The sequence below is a fragment of the Undibacterium sp. 14-3-2 genome (assembly GCF_016595265.1).
Classification (GTDB): Bacteria; Pseudomonadota; Gammaproteobacteria; order Burkholderiales; family Burkholderiaceae_D; genus Undibacterium; species Undibacterium aquatile.
Map to the genome: position 1 here is coordinate 344,320 of NZ_JAENGS010000005.1, position 24,847 is coordinate 369,166.

General features: G+C 50.1%; 20 protein-coding genes. 5 read left to right on the forward strand and 15 right to left on the reverse strand.

The features are described from left to right. Positions 1-70 precede the first annotated feature (70 nt). On the forward strand, positions 71-607 hold the full coding sequence (locus Undi14_RS13510; protein WP_200180816.1) for a GNAT family N-acetyltransferase: 537 nt from the start codon (positions 71-73) through the stop codon (positions 605-607). Between the two features lie 131 nt (positions 608-738). On the opposite strand, the gene Undi14_RS13515 is transcribed toward Undi14_RS13510, so the two are convergent. After that, entirely contained in the window at positions 739-2,199 is a 1,461-nt protein-coding gene (locus Undi14_RS13515; RefSeq protein ID WP_200180818.1) for a P-loop ATPase, Sll1717 family, read from the reverse strand. A gap of 421 nt (positions 2,200-2,620) precedes the next feature. Between Undi14_RS13515 and Undi14_RS13520 the strand changes: the two genes are divergently transcribed. Beyond that, on the forward strand, positions 2,621-3,241 hold the full coding sequence (locus Undi14_RS13520) for a GIN domain-containing protein (RefSeq protein WP_200180820.1): 621 nt from the start codon (positions 2,621-2,623) through the stop codon (positions 3,239-3,241). 190 nt (positions 3,242-3,431) lie between these two features. Here the strand turns inward: Undi14_RS13520 and Undi14_RS13525 are convergent, their stop codons facing one another. Further along, a complete protein-coding gene (locus Undi14_RS13525) occupies positions 3,432-4,247 on the reverse strand; it encodes a ferritin-like domain-containing protein (protein ID WP_370589956.1) in 816 nt (271 codons plus the stop codon). A gap of 325 nt (positions 4,248-4,572) precedes the next feature. On the opposite strand from Undi14_RS13525, the gene Undi14_RS13530 reads away from it, so the two are divergent. Together Undi14_RS13530 and hslO are read left to right on the forward strand one after the other, a co-directional pair. Next, complete coding sequence (locus Undi14_RS13530) at positions 4,573-5,097, forward strand: gamma carbonic anhydrase family protein (protein ID WP_186885591.1); 525 nt, start codon at positions 4,573-4,575, stop codon at positions 5,095-5,097. Between the two features lie 92 nt (positions 5,098-5,189). Next, the gene (hslO, locus tag Undi14_RS13535) at positions 5,190-6,116 is read left to right on the forward strand and encodes an Hsp33 family molecular chaperone HslO (protein ID WP_200180825.1); all 927 of its coding nucleotides are present in this window, start codon (positions 5,190-5,192) and stop codon (positions 6,114-6,116) included. Positions 6,117-6,496: 380 nt separating this feature from the next. Here hslO and Undi14_RS13540 read toward each other — a convergent pair whose 3' ends face one another. The 12 genes from Undi14_RS13540 to Undi14_RS13595 form a co-directional block, all read right to left on the reverse strand. Next, a complete protein-coding gene (locus Undi14_RS13540; protein WP_200180827.1) occupies positions 6,497-7,672 on the reverse strand; it encodes an acyl-CoA dehydrogenase in 1,176 nt (391 codons plus the stop codon). A 207-nt stretch (positions 7,673-7,879) separates the two neighbouring features. Continuing rightward, positions 7,880-9,400, reverse strand: coding sequence for a 3-hydroxyacyl-CoA dehydrogenase (locus tag Undi14_RS13545; protein ID WP_234030590.1), 1,521 nt, complete (start codon positions 9,398-9,400; stop codon positions 7,880-7,882). Between the two features lie 227 nt (positions 9,401-9,627). Next, positions 9,628-9,969, reverse strand: a complete 342-nt coding sequence (gene ftsB / locus Undi14_RS13550; protein ID WP_200180829.1) for a cell division protein FtsB — start codon at positions 9,967-9,969, stop codon at positions 9,628-9,630. Positions 9,970-10,040: 71 nt separating this feature from the next. Continuing rightward, positions 10,041-11,324, reverse strand: coding sequence for a phosphopyruvate hydratase (gene eno / locus Undi14_RS13555; RefSeq protein WP_186885597.1), 1,284 nt, complete (start codon positions 11,322-11,324; stop codon positions 10,041-10,043). A gap of 197 nt (positions 11,325-11,521) precedes the next feature. Further along, positions 11,522-12,376 carry a 3-deoxy-8-phosphooctulonate synthase gene (kdsA, locus tag Undi14_RS13560; protein WP_200180831.1) on the reverse strand — a complete coding sequence of 285 codons (855 nt, stop codon included), beginning with the start codon at positions 12,374-12,376 and terminating at the stop codon, positions 11,522-11,524. Positions 12,377-12,378: 2 nt separating this feature from the next. Then, positions 12,379-14,016: a CTP synthase gene (locus Undi14_RS13565; RefSeq protein WP_200180833.1), complete on the reverse strand. Its 1,638-nt coding sequence runs from the start codon at positions 14,014-14,016 to the stop codon at positions 12,379-12,381. 99 nt (positions 14,017-14,115) lie between these two features. After that, positions 14,116-15,066, reverse strand: a complete 951-nt coding sequence (locus Undi14_RS13570) for a lipid A deacylase LpxR family protein (RefSeq protein ID WP_200180835.1) — start codon at positions 15,064-15,066, stop codon at positions 14,116-14,118. A gap of 3 nt (positions 15,067-15,069) precedes the next feature. After that, on the reverse strand, positions 15,070-15,924 hold the full coding sequence (locus tag Undi14_RS13575) for an alpha/beta fold hydrolase (RefSeq protein ID WP_234030591.1): 855 nt from the start codon (positions 15,922-15,924) through the stop codon (positions 15,070-15,072). Further along, complete coding sequence (locus Undi14_RS13580; RefSeq protein ID WP_200180837.1) at positions 15,899-18,316, reverse strand: DNA internalization-related competence protein ComEC/Rec2; 2,418 nt, start codon at positions 18,314-18,316, stop codon at positions 15,899-15,901. Before Undi14_RS13580 ends, Undi14_RS13575 begins: the two co-directional genes overlap by 26 nt. Before the next feature lies 1 nt (position 18,317). Next, positions 18,318-19,160, reverse strand: coding sequence for a TatD family hydrolase (locus Undi14_RS13585; RefSeq protein WP_200180839.1), 843 nt, complete (start codon positions 19,158-19,160; stop codon positions 18,318-18,320). Positions 19,161-19,207: 47 nt separating this feature from the next. Further along, positions 19,208-19,702 carry a ribonuclease E activity regulator RraA gene (gene rraA / locus Undi14_RS13590; RefSeq protein WP_200180841.1) on the reverse strand — a complete coding sequence of 165 codons (495 nt, stop codon included), beginning with the start codon at positions 19,700-19,702 and terminating at the stop codon, positions 19,208-19,210. A 66-nt stretch (positions 19,703-19,768) separates the two neighbouring features. Further along, positions 19,769-20,995, reverse strand: a complete 1,227-nt coding sequence (locus Undi14_RS13595) for an MFS transporter (RefSeq protein WP_200180843.1) — start codon at positions 20,993-20,995, stop codon at positions 19,769-19,771. A gap of 192 nt (positions 20,996-21,187) precedes the next feature. On the opposite strand from Undi14_RS13595, the gene Undi14_RS13600 reads away from it, so the two are divergent. Further along, the gene (locus Undi14_RS13600; RefSeq protein WP_200180846.1) at positions 21,188-21,970 is read left to right on the forward strand and encodes a helix-turn-helix domain-containing protein; all 783 of its coding nucleotides are present in this window, start codon (positions 21,188-21,190) and stop codon (positions 21,968-21,970) included. Between the two features lie 67 nt (positions 21,971-22,037). On the opposite strand, the gene clpB is transcribed toward Undi14_RS13600, so the two are convergent. After that, entirely contained in the window at positions 22,038-24,632 is a 2,595-nt protein-coding gene (gene clpB / locus Undi14_RS13605; RefSeq protein WP_200180848.1) for an ATP-dependent chaperone ClpB, read from the reverse strand. Positions 24,633-24,847 lie beyond the last annotated feature (215 nt).

The following is a 24,847-nucleotide window of genomic DNA, read 5'->3' on the forward strand; positions in this document are numbered from 1 at the left end:
ATCTTAAATACCGCTAATACGTCGCTGAAACATCGCTAATACATCGATAACACCCCGATCTGACACGCACATGGACCACCACTTACGCATCACACTCGCCATGCCAGAGCACACCGATGCCCTGCTCGCCTTTGAACTCGACAACCGCACGCATTTTGAACAATGGATCGCCAGCCGCGGCGATGCTTTTTATACCGCCGCAGCCGTTCGCAGCAGTCTGGAACAGGCGCAATGGGCAAGAAATGCACAAAAGGAATATCACTATCTGGCCTGGGTCAACGATGCCATCGTCGGACGGGTGACTCTGCGCGGCGCAGAGCGCGAACACTATTTCAAAGCCTCACTCGGCTATCGCTTCAGCGCACAGCACGGCGGCAAAGGCTACGCCAGTCAGGCGGTCAGTCATGTGGTCGCAGAAGCGTTCCGCTCACTCAATCTCTGGCGCATTGAAGCCGTGGTGATTGCAGATAATCTGCCGTCACAGGCCGTGATGCGTAAATGCGGATTCCAACAATACGGCCACTCGCGGCAAGCCGTATTGCGTCACGGTGTCTGGATGGATTTACTGCATTACGAAAAACATGGGAGCGAGTTCGCGATTATCTGAACGTTTAAGAAGAGTGTTGTTTTGCGCGTTGTGGATGAGACTGTCGTTCGAATTAACGGAAGCCGGAGCGCAGCTTTATAGCGCCGCGTCCGGTAGAATCATGTTAGCCCAGTGCGTAAGAAATGACATATTTACCGAATATTTAGGAATGTTCTGTACGATGGATGTATCGACCAAACAATATTGTCTTTTCTGTTTTCTGCTGAACGATACAGATCTGGATCATCAGAGAAGTGTGTAAATGTTTTACCATCTGTATGAAGCCTTGAAATCAACCCTAGCTTGTATACAAAGTGTCCAAGGTCTTCTGGATTTACATATTTTGAACCATCGACCAGCGGAATCTCCGACGTAGGGCGACCTCTGATGAATTTTTCCTCAAGCACGGAGTGGATATCGGAGTAACGAAACTCTTTTTCGGTGGCGCGAAACGCATCTATAAGAATCTCTAAGTCACAAAACTGATGTTTGTGTTCCTTGATGAGATCGTCTCTCCGCTTTTTGCCAAAATCTACAAGCACATAATTAATATGGTCGAGATTGATCTTTCTTTTTCTTGATTCGTGGGCTTTAGCTGCTGCCATGCGGCATAGTTGCACCATCCAACGAGGACGGCGATTGGAAAACGCACTAATAGCTTCAAATAGCTTTGCATCTGAATCGTGTCCCCATACGATTGGCGAAGTGAAAATCAAATCGAGAATCTTGTTGTAATCCCTCGATGGCGAATATCTTGATTCAATGGAATTGGGATCTTTTCTATTTACATAAGAAATAATCTTTTTTACGAGAATATCTTGCATTTGCTTCTTTTTCCAAAATATCTCAATCAGATACTGGTCAAGCTTGTCGAGGTCTTCTAGGTGCCGTAGGCACGACCATACATCGCTTCGAACGGTTGCCCTAATGCGTAAATTATTCTGTTCAAACGCAAGCCCACGAATGGCACTAAAAAACGAACCTACTCGTGCTTGGTAATCTACGGTATTTTGGAATTTCGCATCGATATCATCAATCAAAAGCCATACTGTTCGTTCTGAGAATCCAGATTGATAGCTTGCGAGAAGTGACTCATAGTTTTCCGGGATGGATGATTTTATTTCTGCGTCAAGAAAAGGAATTTTTGCTTTAATTCTTGAAATCAATCCTCCCACAAGGTTCCTTCCTTTTAACCCATCAATCTCTGCAATCTCCACCATAGATATCGCATCGCTTGAAAAGGCAAATCCAATTGTCCGACCTATCTCTATGATAATTTTCTTACAAATTATTCTTTTCCAATAATTTTCCAAATACGCTTGGTCTTTGCTCGTAAAATCACCTAGACCGAGCAATTCGTTTCCTTTTGCTTTAACAACCACAGGTTTACCGTAAGCATCTTCGTTTTCCAGTCGATACTTTAGTTGAGATATTAGGGCAGACTTTCCCATGCCTTTCCGCGCGCTAGCCACAGAGAGGTGTTTGTTTGGGTCAAAGAAATGGTTAAAGCTATCGTGATCTACAAAGTGCTCATTGAGCAAAGCTTGGTCTTCATCTTCACCGGCTTCGTTGCCAAATAGTTTTTCATCAGCGAGGTCGAAGTAAATAGTCATTTATTTTGGCTCATGGAGTTAGGCGATAGAATATTGAAATAGAATTAACTAATTTTCAAGCGAAAGAACCCGACGTTAACATGCTTATGTAATTTTAACAACTCAACGCCCCCGTCTAAAAATGCTCATGGCTATTATTTTTTTTAAATTCCCGTGGGTAGAGAAATCAGAAGAAGAGCAATATCAACTCACATCACTTTTAGCGTACTCAAACAACAGAATGGGCAAACGTTCATCACACTGCGCCGCCGGACGAGCCTGTGATTGCGCAGGCCAAACCACGGATTTTGCATTCCATCGCAAATCGCTGGGCTTTCCATTTTTCGCGGCACATACTCTGCCCCATCACTCAGCGATCACGCATCGTTGACGCAAGGATTCCTACTGAATCACCACCATTTCAACTTTACCGGAGAGCCTCATGCGCCATATGTTGATTTTGCCTTTACTGTTCATCTCATGCCTGGCATCGGCTGAAGATGTCAGCCGCGATGTGCCTGCCTTCAATACCATCCGCAGCCGCAGTGCGTTTAATGTCACGGTTGAAGTCGGCAAAGCGCAGTCCATCACTATCCGTGGCAATGACAAATTTACCGGCAAGGTGGTGACGGAAGTATTCGGCAATGAACTGCTGATCTCGTATAAAGAAAAAAATTCGGTGCGGATTGCCGATGACGCACAAGTCATCATCACAGTGCCGGAATTAAATAGTTTCAAAATGGAAGGTGCGGGTGTGACGCGGCTGAAAAATATCAATGCCAATGATTTTTCTATTTCTTATGAAGGTGCCGGCAAGCTGGTGGCCAGTGGCAAAACACGCTCGCTGCATCTCGCGGCACGCGGTATCGGTTTAGTCGATACCAAAGAATTACTGGCCGAGCGTGTCGATGCGAACATCGAAGGCGTGGGTGCCGTTTCTGTGTATGCACGTGACAGGCTGAATGCTTCGGTACAGGGCATAGGCAGTCTGACGTATTACGGCAATCCGCGCAGCCTGAGTAAATCGGTCGAAGGCATAGGCAGCATCAAGGCGGGCGACTGAGTTTAGATTGAGGCAATGGCGCGCAGATTACAGATCAAATGCAGAGCAAATACGCGCGGCGGTTTATCCCTTATGCGCCGTGAGCAAGAGTAATAGCAGGAGGGTTTTACCCCGGAAGGCGGCCTTCCGGGGATTTTTTGCGTTAATACCATTTGAACGACAACTGGCAAATCAGGCCCGGAAACGCAGATTAAGCCTGATGCAATGCCGTCAGCTCATCTTCATTAAAACCGGCGCTGCGTCTGGCTTCCAGATTGAAAGGGCCACGTAATTTCGGTGCCGCGTACTGCGCAGCCAGGCGCGCATAGGTCGCAATCACATCCAGCCCTTGCTCATCACACAAACGTTTGTACCAGGCATTGCCAATCGCGACATGGCCGATTTCATCGCGATAAATAATCATCAGAATATCGGCCCCGGCTTTATCCCCTGCCTGCGCCAGTTTCGCAGAAACACCGGGCGTGACATCGAGCCCGCGCGCTTCGAGTGTGCGCGGCACCAGCGCCAGCCTTGCCAGCAAATCGTCGCGAGTTTTTTCTGCCATTTCCCACAAACTATTGTGGGCCGGATACGCGCCGTAGTAACTATCCATCGAATGCAAATGCGTTTCCAGCAACTGAAAATGATATGCCTCTTCTTTCGCTACTTTCAGCCAATCACGATAAAACTGCTCCGGCATCCCGGCGAAACGCCACAGAATATCCGCCGCCAAATTAATCGCGTTCATCTCGATATGCGCGAGTGCATGGATCAGTATGCGTCTGCCCTCCAACGTCTGCATCGACCTGCGCCCGACCTGGCCGGGTGGAATCAGCTCTGGCTTGGCAGGGCGCCCAGGAATGCCGTCGGGGATGGCAAACTGCTGTTGCGTATCGATGGGCACGTCATCTGGTATCGCCCGCAGGATCGCGCATTTAACGCCGGTGTCGTTGGCCAGCAAAGCGGACAGCGCCGTAGCGCGTAATTCTGTAGGTGAATGTGTTTGCAAAATACTCTTCTTATTGATGATAGGACTGTCGCAAAACCGTCCCAGCGGCGTTATGGCTCCTAGCCGTACTATTCGTACTGTCTTCGTCGCCATGCCTTGCCGGGGCAATTTTCCGTCAATCCTAATTACTCCGGCATCATCGGGCGCGGAGCGTTAAAATAACGGGTTAAATACTTGTCGATGCATCAGCAAAGCCAGTCCGCAGCTTCATCCGAGTCACGGTCATGCTGCATCGATACCAGTTCGGAACGCAGTCTTTGTTACTATCGTCACACACTTCAGCGCTTGCCTGTGTGCGCGACCGCAAACAAAGTTTTATCAGCCGCTATTTTACGGAATTATCATGCCCATCTACCAATTAGGCGATATCGCGCCGGAAATCGATGCCTCCGCTTACATCACCGATACCGCAAAAATTATCGGCAAGGTGAAAATTGAAGCGCAAGCCAGCATCTGGTTTGATGTCACGATACGCGGCGACAATGAACTGATCACGATCAGCGAAAAAAGTAATGTGCAGGAAGGCTGCATCCTGCATACCGACCCCGGCTATCCGCTGACGGTAGGCAAAAACGTGACGATAGGCCATCAGGCCATGCTGCATGGCTGCACCATCGGTGATGGCTCACTGGTTGGCATACAAGCCGTGATATTGAATGGCGCGAAGATCGGTAAAAATTGTCTGGTGGGTGCTGGCGCGCTAGTCACCGAAGGCAAAGAATTTCCCGATAATTCGCTGATTATCGGCACACCGGCCAAAGCCGTGCGCCAACTGACAGAACAAGACATTCTGGGCATGCGCTACAACGCTGAAAACTATGCCAGCCGTGGCCAGGCGTATAAAACACAACTCAAACGTATTGATTAGTATTGATTAATCTTGATTAAAAATGAAAGGATGCTGGCTTGTATTGGCGACATCCTGAAAATGTTTACCCGCTTCAGAAAAACAGAATCACCATGACAGACACCTTACAAAAATTTATGTTCGAACACGCTGGCGTACGCGGCGAGCTGGTCGAAATGGAAAGCGCCTGGCAACAAATGCAGTCGCACCAAACCTATCCGCCTGCGGTGCAAACGATGCTGGGCGAACTGATGGCCGCCGCTGCCCTGCTCTCTGCCAATCTGAAGTTCAATGGCACGATGATCATGCAGATCCACGGCGATGGCCCGGTCAAACTGATGGTGGTTGAATGCGACTCTGAACTGCGTCTGCGCGCCACCGCCAAACTGGCGGACGATGCTGTGATTGAAGACCATGAAACGCTGAAAGATCTGGTGCATGCACACGGGCATGGACGCTTTGTGATTACCCTCGACCCGAATGACAAGCTGCCGGGGCAACAGGCATATCAGGGCATCGTCCCTCTGGATGGCGACAGCATCGCGACCGTCATTGAAAATTATATGCAGCGTTCAGAACAGCTCGACACCAAACTCTGGCTGGCCGCCAACGATAAAGTCACGCGCGGTATGTTGCTGCAAAAGTTACCGAAAACCGGTGGCAGCGAATCGCAGGTTGAAGACGAAGCCGAAGCCTGGAATCATGCCGTCATGCTGGGCGACACTTTGAAAAAAGACGAAATGTTGAATCACGATATTGCAACGCTGATGCACCGCTTATTCTGGGAACAGACCCTGCGCGTATTCGACCCACTGCAACCGAGTTTTCATTGCAGCTGTACCCGCGAAAAAGTCGGCGACATGCTGAAAATGCTGGGGATAGATGAAGTGGAAAGCGCGATTGCAGAATTCGGCAAACTCGATATCAATTGCGATTTTTGCGGTAAACATTACGGTTTCGATCCGGTTGATTGTGCCCAGTTATTCGTTGCTAAAACATTGGCAGAAGGCATCCTGCCCCCGGGCGACAGCAAGCACTGATCTGCCGTACTTTTTCAAAGAAGGCTGCCACACTCTGGCAGCTTTTTTTTATTTCGTCGTCATTTTTTTCTTCAGCGCTGCCTGTCCAAAACTGGCAAATCACTGACGCCAGCTTTGCTCCAAACTCGTCACGGGCAGGAAAAAATAAATGAAAACAGATAAAAACAGGGTAAATATACTCCCAGGAGTATATTTTAAAGCCCAGCATTTACGCTAAGAATAAGCATAAAACGCAATATACTCCCATGAAATTGCTATTTCATTGAATCTGGAAAGCAGATATGTGCGCCACACCCGGTCGATAAGATGCAATTGCCAGCAGTATCCAGAAATAAAAAAACCGCAGCGAACACTGCGGTTTTTTTTGATTGGCAACGCAATCAGAAAGCAGCGATCCCCGTTTGCGCCCGACCCAGAATCAGGGCGTGAATATCATGCGTGCCCTCGTAGGTGTTCACGACTTCCAGATTCACCAGATGGCGCGCAATGCCATATTCATCTGAAATACCGTTGCCGCCCAGCATATCGCGTGCAGTGCGGGCGATTTCGAGCGACTTACCGCAGGAATTACGCTTCATGATCGAGGTGATTTCGACTGCGGCGGTGCCTTCGTCTTTCATGCGTCCGAGGCGCAGGCAACCTTGCAACGCCAGTGTGATTTCGGTCTGCATATCCGCCAGTTTTTTCTGTACGAGCTGATTTGCTGCCAGCGGGCGACCGAATTGCAAGCGGTCGAGTGTGTACTGGCGTGCCGTGTGCCAGCAAAATTCTGCCGCACCGAGCGCACCCCAGGCAATACCGTAACGCGCTGAATTCAGACAGGTGAATGGCCCTTTCAAGCCTTCGACATGCGGCAACAGGTTTTCTTCGGGAACAAAAACCTCATCCATCACGATTTCACCGGTAATGGATGCACGTAAGCCTACCTTGCCGTGGATCGCCGGGGCGGTCAGACCTTCCCAGCCTTTTTCCAGAATAAAGCCACGGATACGGCCATCATCGGTCTTTGCCCACACCACAAAAATATCGGCAATCGGGCTATTGGTGATCCACATCTTGGCACCCGTCAGCAAATAACCGCCCGGTACGGTTTTGGCGCGAGTGACCATACTGCCGGGGTCGGAACCATGATCTGGTTCTGTCAGGCCGAAACAGCCTATGTATTCGCCCGATGCCAGTTTCGGCAGATATTTCTGCTTCTGTGCTTCACTACCGAATTCATTGATAGGCACCATTACCAGCGAACTTTGTACGCTCATCATCGAACGATAGCCGGAATCAATGCGCTCGACTTCACGTGCGACAAGACCATAACAAACGTAATTCAGACCAGCGCCACCATATTGGGCAGGAATCATGGAGCCAAGCAAACCAAGCGCACCCATTTCGCGGAAAATCGATGGATCAGTGCGCTCGTGACGGAAAGCCTCCAGTACACGCGGCGCCAGCTTCTCTTCACAATAAGCGCGGGCGGCGTCTTGCACCATGCGCTCTTCGTCAGTTAACTGCGAGGATAACAATAAAGGATCTTCCCAACTGAATACTGCCTTGGCCATCAAATTCTCCTGAATGATTTTTGAATTTTTTAAATCAAAGTCTCGCAAACACATAAACCGCGATACATCGGACGGATGAAGCTGGCAACGTATTTTGATGTGCCTTCATACACCAATGATTTATCCTGATTCATGCACTGTTTTCCACTCTGATTGCTGTCTCTTGAAATTTGTTTTCCATGTATCGGGCTACCGTACCGGAATCTCTTAACTGACAGAGATTCCTTCTGCAGGTGATACGTGCAACAGCGATAAACCCAGTTGCGCCCTGCGCACCAGCCACGGACTAGGGCGATAACGAGGGTCACCTGTGCTGTTCAACAAATTTCTTAGTATCAATAGTATACGCAAAGCACCCAGTTTGTCGCCCCACGCGAGCGGTCCAATTGGATAAGCCAGGCCAGCAACGACCGCTTTATCCAGATCCTGCGGTGTACAGATGCCCTGCTGCACAATATCGCAAGCAACATTGACGATACTTGATAGCATACGCTGCACGACAAAGCCGTAGCTATCGTGTATCAGGCTCGCAGGCTGCCCGTATTTGCTTAAACTCAGCGCCAATTGCCGTGCAAAAGCCGGATCGGATGCCGGATTCAACATCAGAGTCAGGTGACCGTGACAGCCGGTCAGACTATCGATTCCCAACGTACGGCGAGCGTCTAATCCCAGCCGCGCAACACAGGTACTCACATCCTCGCCATCAGGGCTGACGATGCAGATCGACTCTGGCGATGGCGTCTCATTCTCATCGATGATGACGTCACTACGCACAAACAAATCAGTCAGGGCATCCAGCGCCAGCACATTTTCATGACTGAGCCAGACTTTCCCTGTCCAGGCTGTGCTGTCAGGCAGCCGTGGCGCGACAGGCTCTGGCGGATACGTATAAAACCCGCGCCCGGTTTTGCGTCCGAGTATGCCCGCCTGCACGCGTTGTGCGGCAATCACGCTAGGGCGATAGCGTGGTTCTTCATAATATTGGTGGTAGATCGCTTCCATCACAGGATGTGAGACGTCGAGGCCGGTCAGATCCATCAATTCAAACGGCCCCAGCCTGAACCCGGCAGTATCGCGCATGATCTGGTCTATCTGGGAAAAGCCCGCCACGTTTTCCTGTAGCAGCCGCAAAGCCTCCGTCACGTATGCGCGGCCAGCGTGATTAACGATAAAGCCGGGGGTATCTTTTGCCCTGACGGGCGTATGACCGAGTTCGCCAACAAAACTCATCAGCCGTGGAGCTATCGTCGCATCGGTCAGCAAGCCGTCAATGACTTCAACCACTTTCATCAGCGGCACGGGATTAAAAAAATGCAGACCGGCCACGCGTTGCGGCAACTTGCCGGAAGCGGCGATGGCAGTCACAGAAAGAGACGATGTATTCGTCGCCAGTATGCAATCGTCACGAACAATCTGATCAAGCTGGCGGAAAAGATCGCGTTTGATGTCAAGATTTTCGACGATGGCTTCGATCACCAGATCGCTGGCAGCCAGTGCCTGCAACTCATCGACGATATGTAGTTTTGATTTAGCGACAGAACATTGATGATGGGTGATTTTTTCTTTTTGCTGCAACTTATCCCACTGCGCAAAAATATCAGCCCGGGCTTTTTCTACAACCGCCGCATTTGTGTCGAATAACAATACCTGCAAGCCAGCCTGAGCACTGATCTGCGCAATGCCGCGCCCCATCGCACCGGCACCAACGACAGCGACTACTCGTATCATATTCACGACTCCTGCATCATTACATTCAAGCTGTTTTCCCGTTTTCATCATGCAGAATTCAGGCACACAGAAAGACTGACATCATTGGATATTTTTCAACTGTTTTCTTATGATAACGCGAGACGCGGCAACTTCACGTTAATAAAGCAAAGAAAAAACTAAGAAAAAAACAGAAAAAAAGAATAGCAACAACATCCACGTTGCATCAGCGTCGAATCGGGGATGAATCAGTGATTAATGACGGTTTGCGACTTTTCGGCGGGAGAAGTGCTGGTGACAGAGGCCGGAGATGGCGCATTTTTATCCAGAATCTGAACAAAAATCTCATCTTTTTTGATCATGCCTAATTCAAATCGGGCGCGCTCTTCGACAGAGTCGGTACCAGTTTTCAGATCGGCGACTTCCGATTCCAGTTTGGCATTACGTTCTTTGAGTTTTTCATTCTGACTTTGCGCCTGAGCGACCTGACGTTCAAATTCCCACACACGCAACCAGCCGCCCTTCCCCAACCACAAAGGATATTGGATCAGCGCCAGCAAAATAACGAAGGAAACAGCAATCAGTCGCACAAAGACTCACATCAGAATAAAAATAGTAAAAAGGGGAACAGCGTTCCCCTTTTTTGCACCATGTTACCAGATCACTTCAGATTGTAGAATGCATCACGGCCTGGATAGCTCGCAATTTCACCCAAATCTTCTTCAATACGCAGTAACTGGTTGTATTTTGCCATACGATCAGAACGCGACATGGAGCCAGTTTTGATCTGCAACGCATTCATACCAACCGCGATATCAGCAATCGTGCTGTCTTCAGTTTCACCGGAACGATGAGAAATCACGGCTGTGTAACCAGCACGTTTCGCCATTTCAATCGCAGCGAAAGTTTCAGTCAGCGTACCGATCTGGTTGATTTTGATCAGGATAGAATTGGCGATATTTTTCTGTATGCCTTCTTTCAGAATTTTGGTGTTCGTCACGAACAGATCGTCGCCAACTAACTGTACTTTTTTGCCCAGTTTTTCTGTCAGAATCGCCCAACCTTCCCAATCGCCTTCTGCCATCGCATCTTCGATAGAGATGATCGGATATTTATCGACCCAGGTCGCCAGCAGATTAGTGAAATCGGTGGAAGACAAAGTCAGACCTTCGCCTTCGAGGTGGTATTTGCCATCTTTGTAGAATTCAGATGCAGCACAATCCAGACCCAGAGCGATCTGTGTACCTGGCTCGTAACCTGCTGCTTCAATCGCCTGTATGATCATTTTGATCGCAGACTCATGATTATCAACGGAAGGAGCAAAACCACCTTCATCACCGACGGCTGTTGTCAGACCTTTGTCGTGCAGAATTTTTTTCAGGGCATGGAATACTTCCGCGCCGTAGCGAATCGCTTCACGGAACGTCGGTGCGCCAACCGGAATAATCATGAATTCCTGAATATCCAGATTATTGTCTGCGTGGGCACCACCGTTGATCACGTTCATCATAGGCACAGGCAATTGCATTGCGCCGGAACCGCCGAAATAACGATACAAAGGTAAGCCAGCTTCTTCTGCCGCGGCTTTCGCCACTGCCATCGATACCGCCAGAATCGCATTGGCACCGAGGCGGCCTTTGTTTTCTGTACCGTCGAGATCGATCAGAGTGCGGTCAAGAAAAGCTTGCTCGTTCGCATCCAGACCCATGATCGCTTCAGCGATTTCAGTATTGATGTGTTCGCAGGCTTTCAAAACGCCTTTACCAAGGTAACGGGATTTGTCGCCATCGCGCAATTCAATTGCTTCACGTGAACCGGTAGAAGCACCGGATGGTACCGCCGCGCGCCCCATGACGCCTGATTCCAGCAAAACGTCACATTCAACTGTCGGGTTACCGCGTGAATCGATAATTTCACGACCGATAATATCAACGATGGCACTCATTTAATTCTCCTCAACGATCAATATAGATAACAAAGTAAAACCTGTTCTGACTCTGCACACAGCGGAAAACCAAGCTGCAGATAAAACTATCGCGACGCCCTACTCATCACAGAGCCGGACATCGCGGAGAAAACGTCACTTTATCTTTCGCCAGCTGCCATTCACTGTCAACAGCGGCGAATCATGCACATGTCAATTTATGCGAAGCTGGATTCGAGGAATCCGTTCTTTTTAACCACACGATCCAGATCAATCAGAGTGGATAATAATTCTTTCATGCGTCCCAAAGGTACTGCATTCGGGCCATCAGACATTGCCACTGCCGGATTCGGATGTGTTTCCATAAACAAACCAGAAACGCCAACCGCTACCGCTGCACGCGCCAGCACAGGCACGAACTCACGCTGCCCGCCTGATGTTGTACCTTGCCCGCCTGGCAATTGCACGGAATGCGTTGCATCGAAAACGACCGGGCAATTGGTTTCTCGCATAATCGCCAGCGAGCGCATATCTGACACCAGATTGTTATAGCCGAACGAAGCACCACGTTCACAGGCCATGAAATTATCTTCATTCAGGCCCGCCGCCTTGGCCGCTGCTCGCGCTTTAGCAATCACGTTGACCATATCATGCGGTGCCAGAAACTGCCCCTTCTTTATATTCACGGGCTTACCGGAGCGGCCACAAGCTTCGATGAAGTCAGTCTGACGGCACAGAAAAGCGGGCGTTTGCAACACATCAACCACCGCCGCAACTGGTGCGATTTCGTCAATCGCATGGATGTCCGTCAATACTGGAACACCAATTTGCTTTTTAACTTCCGCCAGAATGTCCAATCCCTTTTCCATGCCGAGGCCGCGGAAAGAAGTACCGGACGAACGATTCGCTTTGTCAAAAGAGGATTTGTAGATAAACGGAATCCCCAATGCTTGCGTAATTTCTTTCAACTGACCTGCAGTATCAAACGCCATTTGCTGAGACTCGATCACACAAGGGCCCGCGATCAAAAAGAATGGCTGGTCGAGACCAACATCAAATCCGCATAATTTCATGCTTATTTTCCTTGAGCCTTTTTATGGGCAAGTGCAGCTTTAGCGAAAGAAATGAACAATGGATGACCATCACGTGGAGTTGACTTGAACTCAGGATGGTATTGAACACCCATGTACCAAGGATGTACATCGCGCGGCAATTCCATGATCTCGCACAGACCTTCTGTCGCCGTGCGGGAAGAAACAACCAGACCAGCCGCTTCTACGCGATCAAGGTAATGATTATTCGCTTCGTAGCGATGACGGTGACGCTCGGTCACTGCAGTGCCATAAATTTCTGCTGCCAGTGTGCCGGGTTTAATGTCACAAGTCTGCGCGCCTAAACGCATGGTACCGCCGAGATCCGAATTTTCATCACGGCTCTCAACTTTGCCGTCATGGTTCTGCCATTCGTTGATCAGAGCAACCACTGGTTGTTCTGTTTCAGGATCGAACTCGGTCGAGTTAGCCAGGGTCAGGCCAGCCTTATTCCGGGCGTATTCAATCAGTGCAACCTGCATACCTAGGCAGATGCCGAGGTAAGGAATTTTATTTTCACGTGCATAACGCGCAGCAAGGATCTTACCTTCAACACCGCGTTTACCGAATCCGCCTGGTACCAGAATCGCATCGTATTTTTCCAGCGCTTTAGTACCATGTGCTTCGATTTCTTCGGAATCAACGTACTCGATATTCACACGGCTTTCGGTATGAATACCGGCGTGACGCAACGCTTCTGTCAGCGATTTATAAGACTCGGTCAGATCGACATACTTACCTACCATGCCGATAGTGACTTCTTCTTTTGGATTTTCCAGTGCATAGATCAGTTTGTCCCACATGGACAAATCTGCTGGTTTCGGTGACAAAGCAAGTTTGTCACAGACGATTTTATCCAACCCCTGATCATGCAACATCTGGGGAATTTTATAGATGGTGTCGGCATCCCACACAGAAATCACTGCGTCTTCTGCAACGTTGGCAAACAAAGAAATTTTCGCCCGTTCATCATCAGGGATACGGCGGTCAGCGCGGCACAATAAGGCATCCGGGAAAATACCGATCTCGCGCAGTTTTTGTACGCTGTGCTGCGTTGGTTTGGTTTTCAATTCACCGGCAGCGGCGACGTAAGGCACCAGCGTCAGATGTACGAAGGCAGCGGCGTTACGCCCTGCGCGCAGACTCAACTGACGTGCGGCTTCGAGGAAAGGCAATGATTCGATATCACCGACGGTACCGCCGATTTCAACCAGCGCCACATCTGCGCCTTCAGCACCACGGTAAATAAATTCCTGAATTTCATTGGTGATATGCGGAATCACCTGCACGGTCTTACCGAGATATTCGCCGCGACGTTCTTTGCGGATCACGGATTCATAAATCTGACCGGTCGTGAAATTGTTTACTTTCTTCATTTTTGAAGAAATAAAACGCTCATAGTGCCCCAGATCCAGATCGGTCTCAGCACCGTCATCGGTCACAAATACTTCACCGTGCTGGAATGGGCTCATGGTACCCGGATCAACGTTAATGTACGGATCCAGTTTGAGCATAGTGACTTTGAGGCCGCGCGATTCAAGGATGGCGGCGAGAGAGGCGGCAGCGATGCCTTTACCCAATGAGGAGACTACGCCCCCCGTAACGAATACAAACTTAGTCATTGCAGAAGGTGCCGAACGGCACAAGCGGGAAATTCGAATTATACATCACTCTCGGACATGTACGCGAATTCCCCCTTCGCACTAACAACTTATTTTGCCTTACATCGCATAAGAAAATTGCAATCTGACAAAATTTTGTGCGCCAGTCGCATCCGATATTTCCTTGATTTCATTTGCTCTTCGCAACACGGATGCACTGACAGCATATTTTTCAGCCTGCCATAAATAACCCAACTCTATTTCGCCGCCAGATCGTTTAGGTGTGAGCTTTCCCTGTTCGTTATTGAAGTAGCCGCCTTGTATTGTTGCGTTATAGCCCACGACTTTTGCCTCTGCTCTGGCAAACGCATAACTAGCAGGCTGATGCGGCAGACGATTCAATGTGCCGGCACGCAATTCCAGCTGTGCGCTGGCATCCGTAAATAGATTGCCGAACCGCGCTTTGAAGCGTGGCGAAATATCCACTCCCTCAAACGGCAATAAACGCCCCGGCGACATTTCTCCACCCAAAACCAGACCCCACTCGTTGCGCAATTGCGTGCTCCAGGCTTGAGGCTGCGCCTGCTGCAAAATACGGTGCAGATGATTTTGCGTCCACTCACCGCCAGCGCAAGGTCCGAGGCAGCCAACATCCACGCTCCAGCGCCAACTACGCCCTGTCATCTGCGTTTTCTGACCGAACACCCCGGCATATAACCAGCCGGCATAGGGATGGTCATTTCGCGCCAACTGCGATGGCAGTAGTTTGATATCGGACGACGTATATAAATCCTGCCCGATACGCCATCCGTATTCGGTCGATTGCTCGGCCGTCTGACGGACAAAGCTTTGCTGCAAATGATTACCGCTGGTATAAAAACGATCGTCCTTATTCATCAACAGACTATCATTTTCAATTTCCAGTTGCCAGATGGTTTTCCCAGCCTCCCTGACCTGCACAAATTCAGACCAGGATGGCAAGATAACGCTGTCGTCGGCAAAAGCAAAACTGCTCAGACACAACGTCGTCAGCACAGACAAAGATAAAACTAATTTTCTTGATCTCATCATTTTTTATTTTGGATATAAATTTAATTCAGTCAGCATCTGCCGAACCGCAGCCGCTGTTTGCAAGGGCACTTCCATCGGGATCAGATGCCCACCCTGTATCAGGGTGTAGTGCTTACCCATCAGTTTTTTAGTGTAAAAGTCTCCCGCCTGACGACACTCAACAGACTCTGTTCCACCGACAAAACCGATAGGCACCTGCGGTGGCTGCCGCAGCAAACGTCCCAAATTGTGCGGCAAGGTACGATAAATTGCTGTTTCCACTTCGCGTGTAAAACGTAAAGTCACACCTTCAGGACAAGGCTTAACGCCTGCATGTATGTAATCCCATAACACCTCAGGCGGCCAGATGGCGAATAATTCTTTGGCAGCGAAATGCTGGTAGGCTGCTTCCTTATCTTTCCAGATATGCCTGCGCTTTTCAGCAAAGCGTGCTGGCGACACTTTTTTATCCAGATCAAATGCCTTGAATATACGCAGCAGGAAAGCGCGCCAGCCTGCAACGATAGGCGAATCCAGAACAACCACGCCCCTTACCAAATCTGGACGTTCAGAAGCAGCAAGCAGGCAGAGAATGCCGCCCAGAGAGTGCCCCACCAGTATCACTGGCTGTGTGTAGCGTTCAAGCAGAGTTGCTATCAATTCCTGCACGAGGCAAGGCCAGCCATCCGTCACTGGATAAGCAGCGTTATGACCAACCATATCCGTGGAATGCACATCATAGACATCACGCAACTGATCAAGAAAAAGCCTGTAAGTACCGGAAGGGAAACTATTCCCATGAACAAAATGAAGGACTGGCTTAGCGGTTTTTTCCACCATAATGAATACTGCATTATTGTGCGTACCAATAACGCGCATGCTCCTGTCTGAATTGAGAAAACTGCAATGATGTACCGAATTGTAATGTGATTGCACCCGATTCATCTGTTCTTAGACGTTTTATTCCAAAATCGGCGTAGCGATTCCAAACTTCAGTTTTAGGATGGTGGTAACGATTCAGATAGCCCAGTTGAAAAATAGCCAGCTCTGGCTGCACAGCTTGCAGAAATGCTGGCGTGGACGATGTAGCGCTGCCGTGATGCGGCGCCAGCAAAACATTGGCTCTGAGCTTATCCGGAATACTGTTCACCAACTCATCTTCCTGCACTGCTTCGATATCTCCCGGCAGTAACATGGCGTAATGGCTGGTCGATACTTTCAAGACGCAACTGCGCGCATTTGGCTTCCACTTCATGCTGTCATAGCTCACGGCGACTGGCTGCAATATCTCGAACAAGACACCATCCCAACTCCATGCCTGACCAGACTGGCAACGCTGGTGCTGTCGCGATTCAACCACAATCGCACTGTCAGAATTCAATGAACTCAGCACCAGACTGACAGGCATTTGCTTCAGTATGCTCAATGCACCGCCCGAATGATCGCTGTCGTTATGCGACACTATCATGGCATCCAGCCCATTGATGCCATGTGCTTTCAGGTAAGGCAAAATAATTCTGCTGCCGCTATCCGATTCCGCAGAATAAGCCGGACCTGTGTCGTACAAAAGACGATGAGCGCTGGTTTCAATGAATAAAGCCATGCCCTGCCCAACATCAAGCGCAGTCACCCGCAGTTGTCCGTCAGCGACCGGCACGGATTGATGAGAAATCAAAGGCAGGCAGCAAAATATCCCCAGCCAGCGCATAGGCCAGGCATTCGGCAGCAGCATCCAGACAACACCTGCCAGTGCCAGCGCAAACACCCAGAACGGCGGATAAGCCGCAGTCCATACGGCTGCCGGGAAAGTGCTCAGCCAACTCAGAACAGTTGCCAGCATTTGCACAGTGTCATGCGCCAGCGACAACACCACAGCAGACGCACCTGAAGGCAGAACGCTTCCCAGCAAAGCGAGAGGTGTCACGACAAAACTGATCAGAGGAATCGCGACGGCGTTGGCAAGCGGACTGATCAGGGAAAACTGCCCAAACAAAAACATCGTCAGAGGAACCAACCCCACGGTCACGGCATACTGCGTTCGCGTCGCCACACGCAAGGACGATGCAAGCTGCTGTCGCCGGGTGACAGCACCACTGTATTCATAGCCAACTACAGCAAATAAAATAACGCCGACCGCGCCGAAAGAAAGCCAAAATCCGGCCGACAGCACGGCCCACGGATCAAGTACCACAACCAATCCCAGTGCCAGACACAATACCGATGAAAAGCTGGTCACCCGACCATTCCAGACGGCCAGCGCAACTACGCACAGCATGTATAAGGTACGCTGCGCAGGCACACCAAATCCCGCTAATGCCACATACAGAAACGCAATAACAGCTCCGGCAAGCGCCGCTACTTTTTGCGCAGGCACCATCAAAGGCAGTGATAAGTTGAGAAAAAATGAATGTCGCCAGAGAAAAGAAATCAGCCCGGCGAACAAACCGGCGATCATCGTGATGTGTAATCCTGAGATGCTTATTAAGTGACCTATTCCCGCGCGATTGAACACCGTCCAGTCCGATTGCGAAATTTCGCGCTGGTCGCCGATTACCAGGGCAACAATCACTCCGGTATAGGCTTTCCCGGGCAACGCGGCATGAATACGATCGCGTAGCATAGCCCTACAACGTTCAACGACATTGCCAAAATTCCAGACAAATTCTTGCAGACGTTGATTAGGATAAGCAGATGATGCTGGTCTGACGGTTCCCGTTGCGCGTATTCCCTGCTCCAGCAACCAAACCTCGTAGTCAAAGCCATGCGGATTGGCGGAACCATGTGGGCGTTTTAAACGCAGATTGAATTGCCAACGTTCGCCCGGCCGCACATGCAAATCTTCCGTACCTTGATACGCCGACAAAGCGAGTTTATCAGGAAAATGCTGACGTTCATCGACCGATAAATCGGGACTGATGACGCGCTCCACAGCAAAGTTAAATCGTTCACCCTGATCAAAATCAGCGGGCAAACTATCTATCGTTCCCAGCACAACCAGATCTTTACCTTCATACTTTGCAGGCAAAGACTTCGTCAGATAAAAATGGGCGAACAGACTGGCCCAGACAAAACCAACAATGCCAGCAAACAGCATCTGGCATAACACTCTTACGACCGCAGGCAATTTCTGATAGATAGAAAAACGATAGCCTGCCAGCATCAGCAAGACTGCAGCAAACAACATCAGAAAAAGAGTATGCACCTCCAGCAAGGCAGCTTGCTGCTGCAACAAAGTGACACCGATCGCCAGGCCGATGCACAGCGCCTGCATATCAGGATCTGCGCATGCGCGGCAGCACCGCCTGTGCATTGGCGGTCGTTGCCATGCCAATGTCGACTGGTGTGACACCGCGCAACCCGGCAAGCACCGCAGCGATTGCAGGCAATTCTGCCGGCGTATTCATCGCGTGCGGAATCCAGCTCGGAGACATATCCGGCGCATCTGTTTCCAACACCAGTGCGGTCAGAGGTAACTCTGTCGCCAGCCGCCGGATTTGCAACGCCCGCGTATAGGTCATCGCTCCTCCGAATCCCAGCTTAAAGCCAAGATCGATAAAGGTCTGCGCCTGCTGATGGCTGCCATTAAACGCATGGGCAATGCCACCCGGTACGCGGATACGACGCAGATACTTGAGTACGGTATCCTGCGACCGTCGCACATGCAGTAACACCGGAAGTTCAAACTCACGCGCAATTTTCAGTTGTTCACTAAAAAAAAATTCCTGTTTTTCCCGCAAAGGACTTTCTTTCAACGCGGGGACAAAAAAGTCGAGCCCGATTTCACCGATGGCGACAAAGCGATTCGCAGGCTGTTGATTCTGCACATCTGACGCCACATTCGACATGTTGTCCCGGCTCATCAATGCAGCCACTTTTTCACGCAAAAACAATAAGTCTTTCTCATCCGAAGTCGGCACGTACATGGGATGAATACCGAGCGCGCAAAAGCAGTCCTCGCGTTGCTGCGATAAAGCTTCGACGGCGGCGAAATTATTTTTATGCACCGCAGGAATCACGATTGCAGACACACCTGATTTCGCCGCTGCCTCAGCCAGAGCAAGGGATGCTCCTGCAAATTCAGAAGCATCAAGATGACAGTGTGTGTCTATCCACATGCAGATAACTTTCCTTAAGTCTTTTTCTGTATCACAGCGTTTGTCGGTCAGTGTAATTGTTGTCTGGCAACCAGCACGCCATCGGCGTCGGCATAGATCCAGTCCCCGGGAGAGACCGCAACGCCAGCGATCGAGATACGCAGATTCTGCTCGCCGCCGCCCCGCTTGATACTTTTGACCGGCATCGCAGCCAGCGCGCGGACACCGATGTTACAAGCGTTGATTTCATCGACATCGCGTATGCAACCATGTACGACGATACCGGCCCAGCCATTTTTCTCAGCCAGCATCGCCAGATTGCCACCAACCAAAGCACAGCGCAGACTGCCTCCACCGTCAATCACGAGAACATGACCGTTACCCGGCGTCTCTAGCACGGTGCGCACCATGCCGTTATCTTCAAACGCTTTCAGCGTCGTGGCGGGCCCGCTGAATTTTGTCGTCGCCCCGTAACTCTTGAATACCGGTGGCAGTGCTGCCAGCTCACCGCTTACCAATTTATCTTCGTTAGCATCACAGATATCGCAGCTTGCAAAGCTCATGAGTTGTCCTCTTTCTTATTATTCAAGCCTGCCAAAAGTGGCAGACCGAATCATTTTAGCCTGAGACTATGCTGCAGCCAATGCCCGGGTACGACCGCCAACATTGACTGCAGTCAGTATTGTCAACACCTGAAATACACCGACACAGATAAACACCCACGAAGAATGACGGCCATCCATGATGGCGCCAAACAGTAACGGTGCGACCGCCAATCCGGAGTCCAGACCGGAATAGACAATGCCATACACGCGGCCAGTCGCATTTTTAGGCGTTGCAGCGCGAATCAACAAATCACGGGATGGGCCTGCAATGCCGGAACCAAAACCGATTCCCGCCATCAGCACTATCGCCATCAGCGTATTCGACCAACCGGTTGCCAGCAACAGTGAAAACACACCGGCCAGACTGAAAGCGAGCGTAATAATTCTGTCGTGGTGACTGGCTCTGGCCGCCAGAAAACCGCCCAGCAACATGCCGCATGCCGACGCCAGCATGAACATGGTGTAAGCCGTGGTCGCTGCGTTTAAGGACATGCCATACAGGTCACGCAAACCCGCAGCAGAAAAACTTTGTATGCCACCCAGTGCCATCGCTGACATAAAAAAGAAACCGAAGCACATCCAGATGGCGGGAAGTTTCAGGAAATCCAGCACACCCTCTTTCGCATGGGCACTGGCATGTGGATGCGCAGGATGAACAATATCGGTATGCAATAAATCGCGATATATAAACAAGAGCGTCAGCACCATAAAAGGCAGAAAAGCCGCACAAAACAAGGCTGTGCGCCAGCTCGTGAATTGCGCAATCGTGACCAGAAAAACAGGTGCCGCAGCCCAGCCCAGATTACCGCTGATGCCGTGCACAGAAAACGCATATCCCAGCCGCGCTGGTGACACCCGTTTATTCAGCAAAGTATAGTCAGAAGGATGGAACACACTGTTACCAACACCGGCCAGCATCGCCCCCAGCAACAACATTGCATAATTTTGTGCCGATGACAGCACCAGTGCGGCAAATCCAAGGCAACTGATACCGAAAAATAAGACCGTACGCGCACCGAGTTTATCGACGACAAACCCGGACAACGCCTGCCCTATGCCTGAAATAACAAAGAACACCGTCATCAACAAGCCAAGTTCGGCATACGACAAACTGAAGGCTTCTTTAATCCAGGGGAACAAAGGTGCCAGAATCATATGAAAAAAATGCGAAATAGCGTGGGCGACGCCGACCAGACCTATCACCATCGCATCTTGTTTAAAATTTACCGGGGTAGCGCTTACAGCTGTCATTGCAACTCCATTCAGAGAAAATTCTATTTATTCCAGGGCTGCACGTAAAAATAATTAAGAAGACATGAGAAAACGTGCGCGACGACACCCTGCATTTGTAACAAGCAGAAAGTGTAAGCAAAATTCAACAGGCTCATTTAAGATAGCAGGACAAGTTTTATCGCATTTACGCCAACTTACTCTTTACACATCATGGCCGTTACCATCGTCACGCATACGCAAACCTCGCCGCCAGTTTGCTTTCCAACTCAGGCCAGACCGGTAAGGCTGGTCGCCCGCAATCTGCAAGCAGGACAGACACTTGAAGCACATCATCATGCGTGGGGACAATTAACCTACACGCCGAACGGAATGCTACAGGTGGTCGCAGAAGAAAGTGTCTGGTTCGTACCGCCAATGCGGGCAATCTGGATTCCACCTGCGATCACGCATGAAGTGCGCCCGCTGACGGCAACACATTTACGTGTGATTCATATTCACGCCGATCACTCGCCGCTGAGCAGTCCGCATTGCATAGTGTTGGAAGTATCCAATTTGCTCAAAGAGCTGATTGCCAGCATGGAACAACTTGATGAGCCCGGCCCGAGGGAAAATCATCTGTCACAAGTCATCATGGATGAATTGCAGGCTGCGAAACCATTGCCGATTTATTTACCCATGCCAAAAGACAAACGGCTGAAAAGTTTATGTGAATTGCTGCTCGCCGATCCTGCCTCGAACGACACTCTGGAAGTGTTAGCGAACAAAGTCGGTGCGTCGTCCAGAACCCTGACCCGTTTGTTTGAGCAGGAACTGTCGATGGGATTTGGCACATGGCGTCAGCAAATGCGCCTGGCACGTACGACACCGCTGATTGCCAGCGGCTTATCTATTGCCCAGGTCGCAGCGGAACTGGGCTATACAAGTCAGTCGGCATTCTCAGCCATGTTCAAAAAAACTTTTGGCGAATCACCGTCTGCTTTTTTTAATAAATAATCAAACTAAAAAAAGCAAAAAAAAGGCGGTGCTTGCGCACCGCCGTAACTTGCTCACGGCTATTTAATCACACTTTACCGAAAACAAGTTCACCATCTTTCGCATCAATTGAAATAACGTCTTTCGGCCCGAATTTTCCTTGCAAAATTTGCTTAGACAAGACATTTTCGATTTCCTGCTGTATTGCCCGTTTCAAAGGACGCGCGCCATACACAGGGTCGAAACCAGCTTCGGCAATTTTCAGCAAGGCAGCATCGCTGACCTGTAAGCCCATATCCATCTGTTGCAAACGCTGCTCCAGCGTTTTGAGCTGTATCTTCGCAATCGCGCCGATGTTTTTCGCATCCAATGCATGAAATACAACGATTTCATCGATACGATTAATGAACTCAGGACGGAAGTGGGTTTTGACTTCACCCATCACTGCCATTTTTATTACTTCAGGATCGTTCCCCTCCATCGCCTGTATCTGATGCGAGCCCAGATTCGATGTCATCACAATCACCGTGTTTTTAAAGTCCACTGTGCGACCTTGCCCATCCGTCATACGACCATCGTCCAGCACCTGCAGCAACACATTGAAGACATCGTGATGCGCTTTTTCCACTTCGTCGAGCAGGATCACACTGTACGGCTTGCGGCGCACCGCTTCCGTCAGATAACCACCCTCTTCATAGCCGACATAGCCTGGAGGCGCACCGATCAGACGTGCCACTGAATGTTTCTCCATGAACTCACTCATATCGATACGAATCAATGACTCTTCGGTATCGAACATGAAATTAGCCAAGGCTTTACACAACTCTGTTTTACCGACACCAGTCGGGCCAAGGAACAGGAAAGAACCGTACGGACGACCAGGGTCCCCCAGCCCCGCACGCGAACGACGGATCGCATCGGATACGGCAACGATCGCCTCATGCTGACCAACCACGCGCTCATGCAGAGCATCTTCCATGTGCAGCAGTTTTTCCCGCTCGCCCTGCATCATGCGGGAAACAGGAATGCCGGTCGCACGTGACACGATTTCCGCGATTTCTTCGGCCCCGACCTGCGTGCGCAGCAAACGCAACTTACCACCGCCGGCCTGCTGATCCTTGTCTGTCTGCGTATCGGCTTGTTTGAGTTGCGCTTCCAGCTCCGGCAAACGCCCATACTGCAATTCAGACATGGTTTGCCAGTCGCCCTTGCGTTTTGCCTCATCCATCTGCACGCGGATTTTTTCTATTTCTTCCTTGATGTGCGTACTACCCTGCACCATCGCTTTTTCTGCCTTCCAGACTTCTTCCAGATCGGCATATTCGCGCGATAGTTTTTCGATTTCTTCCTCGATCAGCGCCAGACGTTTATGGGACGCTTCATCTTTTTCACGTTTGACCGCTTCACGTTCAATTTTCAACTGAATCAGACGACGATCGAGCTTATCCATCACCTCTGGTTTCGAATCGATCTCGATCTTAATTTTCGAAGCAGCTTCATCAATCAGATCAATTGCCTTATCAGGCAGAAAGCGGTCGGTAATATAGCGATGCGAGAGTTCTGCCGCCGCGACGATCGCCGGATCGGTAATATCGACGCCATGATGCACTTCGTATTTTTCCTGCAAGCCGCGCAGAATCGCGATTGTCGCCTCGACGCTGGGTTCATCAACAATAATCTTCTGGAAACGACGCTCCAATGCAGCGTCTTTCTCTATGTATTTGCGATATTCATCGAGCGTGGTCGCACCGACGCAATGCAATTCACCGCGTGCCAGTGCCGGTTTCAGCATATTGCCGGCATCCATCGCGCCTTCTGCTTTACCCGCGCCGACCATGGTATGCAACTCGTCGATAAAGACGATGGTTTGCCCTTCATCGAGCGCGATTTCTTTCAGCACCGCTTTCAGGCGCTCTTCAAATTCACCACGGAATTTCGCACCCGCCAGCAACGCCGCCATATCCAGCGACAATACGCGTTTGGATTTCAGACTATCCGGCACTTCGCCATTCACGATACGTTGCGCCAGACCTTCGACAATCGCGGTTTTACCAACGCCGGGTTCACCGATCAGCACCGGATTATTTTTACTGCGACGCTGCAAAATCTGAATCGCACGACGGATTTCATCATCGCGCCCGATCACAGGATCAAGCTTACCCAGACGTGCGCGTTCGGTCAGATCGAGTGTGTATTTTTTCAATGCTTCGCGCTGTCCCTCGGCATCCTGCGAATTGACGTTACCGCCACCGCGCACCGCTGAAATGGCCGCCTCTAAGGATTTACGGGTCAGGCCGTTTTCACGCGCCAGTTTACCCGCTTCAGACTTATCGTCCGTCAACGCCAGCAACACCATTTCGCTGGCAAGAAACTCGTCGCCACGTTTTTGCGATTCTTTGTCGGCCAGATTCAATAAGCCCGTTAATTCACGGCCTATCTGTACCTGACCATCGGTGCCGGTGACTTTCGGCAGGCGATCCACCGCACTTTTCAGCGCGTTCACAAGCGCATTGACATTCACGCCCGCGCGCTGCAGCAGCGAACGGCTGCCGCCGTCATCCTGATTGATTAAGGCCAGCAGCACATGTACTGGCTCTATATATTGATTGTCATTGCCGACTGCCTGACTTTGCGCGTCAGCCAGTGCTTCCTGCAACTTGGTAGTGAGTTTGTCGAGACGCATTTGCTGCTCCTGTATGATGAATTATCGCTACAATTTGGGACGGCTATGCTGATTTCAAGCATTCTCCAAGATACTGCCTGCCTTATTTTTCGGCAAATCAAATTTAAAAATATATGCCTTGAATTACGCTTTGTTTGCGCCATATCACGCTTTTCCGGCGGCACTTTCTGACCGCGCAATTGGCGGCTAGCCAGAAGCAATCTGAGCTGTTCAAA

Coding starts and splice junctions, on each gene's coding strand:
- Undi14_RS13565 (WP_200180833.1), bottom strand. CDS start 14,016: ATGACTAAGTTTGTATTCGTTACGGGGGGCGTAGTCTCCTCATTGGGT.
- Undi14_RS13585 (WP_200180839.1), bottom strand. CDS start 19,160: ATGTGGATAGACACACACTGTCATCTTGATGCTTCTGAATTTGCAGGA.
- Undi14_RS13595 (WP_200180843.1), bottom strand. CDS start 20,995: ATGACAGCTGTAAGCGCTACCCCGGTAAATTTTAAACAAGATGCGATG.
- Undi14_RS13530 (WP_186885591.1), top strand. CDS start 4,573: ATGCCCATCTACCAATTAGGCGATATCGCGCCGGAAATCGATGCCTCC.
- Undi14_RS13515 (WP_200180818.1), bottom strand. CDS start 2,199: ATGACTATTTACTTCGACCTCGCTGATGAAAAACTATTTGGCAACGAA.
- rraA (WP_200180841.1), bottom strand. CDS start 19,702: ATGAGCTTTGCAAGCTGCGATATCTGTGATGCTAACGAAGATAAATTG.
- clpB (WP_200180848.1), bottom strand. CDS start 24,632: ATGCGTCTCGACAAACTCACTACCAAGTTGCAGGAAGCACTGGCTGAC.
- Undi14_RS13580 (WP_200180837.1), bottom strand. CDS start 18,316: ATGCAGGCGCTGTGCATCGGCCTGGCGATCGGTGTCACTTTGTTGCAG.
- hslO (WP_200180825.1), top strand. CDS start 5,190: ATGACAGACACCTTACAAAAATTTATGTTCGAACACGCTGGCGTACGC.
- Undi14_RS13510 (WP_200180816.1), top strand. CDS start 71: ATGGACCACCACTTACGCATCACACTCGCCATGCCAGAGCACACCGAT.
- Undi14_RS13570 (WP_200180835.1), bottom strand. CDS start 15,066: ATGATGAGATCAAGAAAATTAGTTTTATCTTTGTCTGTGCTGACGACG.
- Undi14_RS13545 (WP_234030590.1), bottom strand. CDS start 9,400: ATGATACGAGTAGTCGCTGTCGTTGGTGCCGGTGCGATGGGGCGCGGC.
- Undi14_RS13600 (WP_200180846.1), top strand. CDS start 21,188: ATGGCCGTTACCATCGTCACGCATACGCAAACCTCGCCGCCAGTTTGC.
- Undi14_RS13520 (WP_200180820.1), top strand. CDS start 2,621: ATGCGCCATATGTTGATTTTGCCTTTACTGTTCATCTCATGCCTGGCA.
- kdsA (WP_200180831.1), bottom strand. CDS start 12,376: ATGAAATTATGCGGATTTGATGTTGGTCTCGACCAGCCATTCTTTTTG.
- eno (WP_186885597.1), bottom strand. CDS start 11,324: ATGAGTGCCATCGTTGATATTATCGGTCGTGAAATTATCGATTCACGC.
- Undi14_RS13540 (WP_200180827.1), bottom strand. CDS start 7,672: ATGGCCAAGGCAGTATTCAGTTGGGAAGATCCTTTATTGTTATCCTCG.
- Undi14_RS13575 (WP_234030591.1), bottom strand. CDS start 15,924: ATGCGCGTTATTGGTACGCACAATAATGCAGTATTCATTATGGTGGAA.